This window comes from Phytobacter sp. V69, assembly GCF_965644215.1.
GTDB lineage: Bacteria > Pseudomonadota > Gammaproteobacteria > Enterobacterales > Enterobacteriaceae > Phytobacter.
Genome location: NZ_CBFFRL010000055.1, coordinates 21,302 through 27,301, shown reverse-complemented (window position 1 = coordinate 27,301; position 6,000 = coordinate 21,302). Strand labels below are relative to the sequence as shown.

5 protein-coding genes are annotated in these 6,000 nt (G+C 45.3%); 1 reads left to right on the top strand and 4 read right to left on the bottom strand.

Translation table 11 applies throughout. From position 1 onward, the window contains the following. Positions 1–3: 3 nt before the first annotated feature. Entirely contained in the window at positions 4–744 is a 741-nt protein-coding gene (locus tag ACSZPU_RS10115) for a GDSL-type esterase/lipase family protein (protein WP_498998161.1), read from the bottom strand. A gap of 35 nt (positions 745–779) precedes the next feature. Between ACSZPU_RS10115 and ACSZPU_RS10110 the strand changes: the two genes are divergently transcribed. Next, complete coding sequence (locus tag ACSZPU_RS10110; protein ID WP_498998158.1) at positions 780–1,517, top strand: CatB-related O-acetyltransferase; 738 nt, start codon at positions 780–782, stop codon at positions 1,515–1,517. Between the two features lie 49 nt (positions 1,518–1,566). Here the strand turns inward: ACSZPU_RS10110 and ACSZPU_RS10105 are convergent, their stop codons facing one another. From ACSZPU_RS10105 to ACSZPU_RS10095, 3 genes are read right to left on the bottom strand one after another with little or no spacing between them, the layout of a single operon-like run. Then, positions 1,567–2,649: a right-handed parallel beta-helix repeat-containing protein gene (locus tag ACSZPU_RS10105; RefSeq protein ID WP_498998156.1), complete on the bottom strand. Its 1,083-nt coding sequence runs from the start codon at positions 2,647–2,649 to the stop codon at positions 1,567–1,569. Between the two features lie 20 nt (positions 2,650–2,669). After that, a complete protein-coding gene (locus ACSZPU_RS10100) occupies positions 2,670–3,917 on the bottom strand; it encodes a capsule polysaccharide biogenesis protein (protein ID WP_498998166.1) in 1,248 nt (415 codons plus the stop codon). 26 nt (positions 3,918–3,943) lie between these two features. Next, complete coding sequence (locus ACSZPU_RS10095; RefSeq protein WP_498998164.1) at positions 3,944–5,968, bottom strand: capsule polysaccharide biogenesis protein; 2,025 nt, start codon at positions 5,966–5,968, stop codon at positions 3,944–3,946. Positions 5,969–6,000: the final 32 nt, after the last annotated feature.

The window sequence follows — 6,000 nt, the reverse complement described above, 5'->3', positions numbered from 1 at the left end:
GATTCAGGCAACCGTCTGTGGTGTTTGCAGAGCTAAGATTGGCGGCTTAGCGTTGCACTTCGGAGTTGAATCCGCCTGGTACGTTTTATTAAAAACATTTTTGTATTGATTATAAATTTTCTTTTCAAGAATGCTCTTTAAAACCATATATCCTTTTACAGTTAAGTGAGTGCCATCGAGATTATATTTATCTTCTAGATAACCATTCGGTGATAGTGATTTATTTAGATCTAAGTATTTATAATTTTTTCTTTGATTCTCTAATATGTAATTTAGCTCATTAGTAAGTTTGTTCTTTTCAATATTTTCTTTTCCTGAAAGTATTGTCGATTGGACTATAACAGTCATGCCTTTCTCATTGAGATAATTCGCAATTTTTGAAATGTTCATGGCTATTTGTTCTGGTTTTATTTTTCTATTAAGATCATTATTTCCTACCAGGATAAATACAATTTTAGCGCCAGTCAATTCCACTCCTTTTAGTCTCTGTAGCATCCCTTCTGTATCATCTCCCCCGATACCACGGTTGGCCACTCGTAAATCTGGAAACATATCTTGCCAGTTTGCCCTTTGGATAAAGCTATCTCCAAACATTACAATATCGTATCGTCCATAGAATTTTTCATACATTGAAACAGTTTCCTGATATAGTTTGGACTTTGGCATTGCAACTACCTCTCTTGTTGGCAGTAACAACATTGCCGCAAGAAAGTAAATTTTTGTGTTTAGTATTTGGAATTCCATAATATTGCTAGCCTTTTATTCGAGATACTTATTGAATGACAATTATTGATCTTGCAAACAAAACAGTAGCGCAGAAACTAGATATATTTAAGTCTTATGGGTTAAAACTTGATCAAACAGGTGTACCTAAAGGGCTTTCACTTACCTTCTCGCCTCCGATCCACCTTGTTAAAACTGAAATTCGCGGGCATGTTAACTTCGGTGCATATTCTTTTATGCGGGGGGGCCGATTATGTGCGGATGTTGGCAATTATTGTAGTATTGCGCCTGACGTTTCAATTGGTGATGGCGAACACCCTGTAACATGGATGAGCACTCATCCTTTTCAGTATGGAAAATCTGCATTTTCCGATTGGGGAGATACTTCTAGTTTTAGTAACCCAATGAGATTACCCCTAAACATCGCAAAAAAAGCACCAAGTATTGGTCATGATGTCTGGATCGGGACTTCAGCGGTAATTCTACGTGGCGTCAAAATTGGTAATGGAGCTATTGTAGCAGCTGGGGCCGTGGTTACAAAAGACGTACCGGCATTTGCGATAGTTGGTGGTATCCCAGCTAAAATATTAAAGATGAGGTTTCCTGAAGAAGTTATTGCTGCTTTAGAAAAGGTTGCTTGGTGGGAATATAATATGTCTGAATTATCGGGGTTACCATTTGATAATCCACAGCTCGCTTGCAATGAGCTAGAAAAGCGTATCATTAATGGGGCCGAAAAGATGAAATTTATTCAACATCGCTTAGAAAAGGATAAATTGGTCATACAAGATTAAATTATTTAATCTTGTATGTTCTAATAAACACTGCTTTTATGTTGTTTTGTTATTCACATGTATTTTTTGTATTGTTTAATATTTTGTTCCCTGTCAGAGTTAAACCTTGTATTTCTTTAACTTTGTCAAATGGGATAAGGATGTCCTTATAACTAGATGAACCTATTTCATTGTTTTCAATAATATTGTTACTACTCTCAATTCGTATTGATACTATATTTTTGCAGAAGTGATTATTAACAACCGTATTATTGTCAGCATAATCTCTATAATAAATACCTTTGTTATCTACAGAATTATCACCGCATTGTAGTCTTTCTAGGTTCTTTGTCTGCCTGGATGCTATCCATATACCATATTTTTGATTTCTGAAATTATTGTTGGATATTAGATTATTTTCGCTGTGTTGCCATCTTATTGCAGACTTTGGTGAGCCATAAAATTCGCCACAGTTTTTGTAAATGAATATTCCCCCGGCAGCGTTACCATCAAAAATATTATTAACTATTTTATTTGAACTGGAAGAATCTACTGCTAACCCTTCTCTGAGATTTTTAATATTACCCCAGCCGTTATTCTGCAGTGAATTGTTAATGATAGTGTTATTTTTACTTGCTTGTTCTAAATAAATTCCAACATTACCAGAATATTTTATAGTGGTATTTTCAATTGTAATGTCATGAGAGTATGAGTCTATGAAAATTCCTGCATTTGTTGATTTTGATATTTCTGATTGGGTTATTTTAATGTTTTGAGGGGCTTTGGTATAATTAAGACTATGGTCATTTGACCACTTGCTCATCGGAATCCCTGCTGTTATCCATATTCCGAATGATATATGGTTGAGGATGTTGCAATGTTTTATTGATATATTTTCAATCTTCTTTCCTTTTCCGTTAATAAAAATACCATTTGGTTCTTTGTTCTGTCCGTCAATTATGGCTGATTTGCAATCAAGATCTACATTTGAGTGGTTTATAGTAACTGAGTTTAATTCACAGCCTTTCCCTAAATAAAAATAGCCTTCTTTATCTATCACTAATTTTTTTTTACACTCTAGCTTTTCAGCACCATGCGTTGGAAATATTAGGAGCGAATTAATTAAAATTGCTATTCGCAAAGGAAATTGCATGTCTATCACCTCACATTGCATTAGCTATTTTTTGTTAAACCAAGAAAGTTACCTCTAGTATAGCTACCTGCAACCTGTTTGAATGTTTTTTTATCCATTCCATAATACACCGCATTAATCTGGGTGTTCTCCAGCAAATACCCACGGAATTTCTTAAACAACTTCATATCCGGCTTGAAGTCAGCCGTCCAGAACTGGTGCAAATGTCCCTGATATGTCATCCCTTTGATGTCGTACAGGGCATTGCCCATCACCTTCAGCGGTTTGTTATGCACCAGCGCTGAAATCCCCGCCGTACTGTTAATCGTCACCACTGCTTTAGCATGCGTCAGCAATTCTGGCATCGATAGGTCGTGCACGTAAATCACACGGCTGGCCACGCCATACTTCTTACCTAACTGTTTAATCAACGGTCCATACAGGCGGTGCCCACGATCCATTGGGTGGTGTTTGATCACCAGCACGTGGCTCATCGGCGCTTTGCGTGCGAACGAGAAGATCACGTCGTTGATATAGTCGCGCACATCAGTATAAGGGCTGTGGTTACGAATCTGGCTGTCGTTATAGACCTGCAAAATGGCCAGATAGTAGCGTTGGTCGAGCGTCGTTTGCAGCGTCTCCAGCACGCCTCGTTGCTTCCAGCCATACCATTGCTTACGCCACCATGCGCGCACCCAGCATTTTGCCTCATACCACGGCGAGAACGATTTATGGTGGCGATAATGCGTGAATTCGTGACGGTAGCGCCAGCCAACAGCGTAGTACCACATCGCATGAATATAGCGACGGCCTGAGGAGGGTTTTAGCGGCTGGACTTCAGCAGGCGCGATATCCGGCAAGCTGCGATAAAAATCAGGGTCGCGGGGCAGGGGGGAGAAGGCGTTAACGCCGCCTTCTTCCACCGTAATAAAGTGAGGACGCAGATAACCTTCCTCGAAGGCCAGGAAGCGAATACCCTTTGCTTTAGCCCAGGCGTGCGCCGCCCTGTGCAATGGACGGCAGTCGCCGAAGCACAAGATGGTATCGAACGGATAATCCTTCCAGGTCTCTTTCAACCAGGCGGGGAATTCCTTCGGTGTCCGGGTATAAGTCAGGTAATGGCGGTTACGGCAATAAAACCTGTCGCCACCATTAAAAACGACGTTTACCGCTTCGCGTTCCAGCGTTTCCAGCCAGTTCGCGACATCATTGAAGAAAGGCCCCATCGGTCCTTGCAACAGCAGGTATTTTTTCCCTGCAAGCAATGTCTTAACGGTATTGTTTTGCATCATCTTCCATGTATCCAGAGTTCACGCTAACCAAAGCGAACTTTATAAAACATCAACACCTTGCGGTACTGTCTGGCTAATCGGCCAATATTCTTTTTCGTTATTTTCATTGCACCGCGAGGGGCGGCGCTTAGCCAAAGTGCTGCTTCTTCTGCCAGCATCGGTTCCAGCCGCTGCGGATGGATATACGTCGGATACGCAATCAGCGTTTGCCAGACTAAATCCTCCAGGCTGAGCTGGCGTGCCCGCCGGGAAATATGGTGCTTATCGTGTGTGAGTCCCCAACCCGCATAAAACGGCATGCCATAGCAAAATACTCGCTTCCCGTGCATCAGTGCTTCGAAGCCGGAAAGGGAGGTCATGGTGTGTAATTCATCGGCGTGCTGAATGCACTGAATGATGTCGGCGTCCAGCGCCTGGCAATCGGCCCAGCGGGCGACATCTTCTGCCGCCACGTGCCCTTCGCGGTTGCCAACCAGCACATCCGGGTGCGGTTTAAAGACGATAAACGCGTCTGGGTTGCGTTCACGTACGGTACGCAGCAAATCCCGGTTGGTGTTAACTGACAGCGCTCCGGTCTTGATAGACGCGTCATCTTCTACCTGACCCGGTACAAGAATCACTTTCCTGCCTGTCGCTTCCGGCGGTAAATACCAGTCCAGACCGAGATTGTATTTACTCACCTTATTGCGTACGAGCTGCTGTTGCAGTGCCTGAGCGCGCTCCCGTTGGTGCTCATTCAGGCTACGGGTATTCAGCAGGTTTTCCAGATCGCTGGGTCTTGAGGCATCGTAATAAATACCGGTTTTATCCAGCACTAAAGACAAGGGGGCGAGCAGATCGGAGCCCAGACCGCAGGAACGGATAAACCCGTCTTCCATACGCCACAGTGGAATGTGTTGGGCGTCTGCCTGAGCCTGCCATTTTGCTTCTCCGCGCGTGCCCCAGGCGATAAGGGCAATGGCTTGTGGGCATCGTTTCGCAAAACGCACCTGGTTCTCTGTGGTTTTCAGGAACGGCTTAAGGATGGCTGTTTTCCACAGGCTTAATCCCGGCGCCCACAGCGTGCCGCGGCGTGCCAGGTTGTGCTGGCGCTGTAGGGCCAGCCAGTCGACAACGCTGGCCAGTGTTGTCGGTTTACCACTCACCGGATGCCGGTAACGGCAGTAGCGCAGATAGGCGGCGGTAAACAGGTCGTTAAGCGTGGCCGGTTGGCGGCGTGCGGCAAGCTCACTGGCTTTTGGATGACGATCGTCCGTCAATCCCCAGCCTGCATACCAGGGCTGGCCAAAGCAGATAACGGGTTTCCCCGCCAGCAGCGCTTCAAAGCCGTATTGAGAGGTAACGACGTACACCTTTTGCATGTGGCGCAGCAGCGATTGCGGGCTGACATCCTCGGCGAACAAACGCACGCGGCTGTCGGATTTCAGGTGCGCGAAATACCCCGATTTTTTGCCGCACAGCACATCCGGGTGGACCTTCACCCAAATCTCGGCGTTCGGGTTTTCCTGTTTTGCCGTCTCCAGCATCAACTGGAAGCTTTCCGGACCGGCATTGCCTTTGGTAACCGACATATCGCCAAATGTCTGGTCAATCAGCAGAACGGCTTCTGGCATATTGTCAGGTGCGACAAACGGTGGCGCCTGATTGTATTTCGACAAATCACTTTCTACGATGGCGCGCATCATCACCTGCGCTTCGTCTGCCAGGGGGCGATTGCCATCGCTGTCTTGTACCAGCAGTTCGAGTGTGCTCGGCGCTGAGGCATCGTAATAAATGCCAAGATGATCGACAACGATGGAGAGAGGCGGGCAATCATGAACGCCTAACCCCAGCGAACGGATAAAACCATCTTCGAGACGGATGACGGGAAGGCCGGCAGCCTGCGACAGGGCAACAGGTTTTTGTGTGCTCGGACGATAACCCCACACGGCGACAGCATTGACCGGCTCCGGTATGGCTTTAAAAGGCGAAAGCCGCACGCGTTCCCCGGGCAGAAAACTGTCCAGATAAGGAATGCGCCAGATACCCCCGGAGTAAATACCCAGTATGCTTCTCATTCGCTCCATCAATATCAATACGT

Excerpts from the sequence above, each read along its gene's own strand:
- ACSZPU_RS10115 (WP_498998161.1), bottom strand. The coding sequence starts at position 744 with ATGGAATTCCAAATACTAAACACAAAAATTTACTTTCTTGCGGCAATG.
- ACSZPU_RS10110 (WP_498998158.1), top strand. The coding sequence starts at position 780 with ATGACAATTATTGATCTTGCAAACAAAACAGTAGCGCAGAAACTAGAT.
- ACSZPU_RS10105 (WP_498998156.1), bottom strand. The coding sequence starts at position 2,649 with ATGCAATTTCCTTTGCGAATAGCAATTTTAATTAATTCGCTCCTAATA.
- ACSZPU_RS10100 (WP_498998166.1), bottom strand. The coding sequence starts at position 3,917 with ATGCAAAACAATACCGTTAAGACATTGCTTGCAGGGAAAAAATACCTG.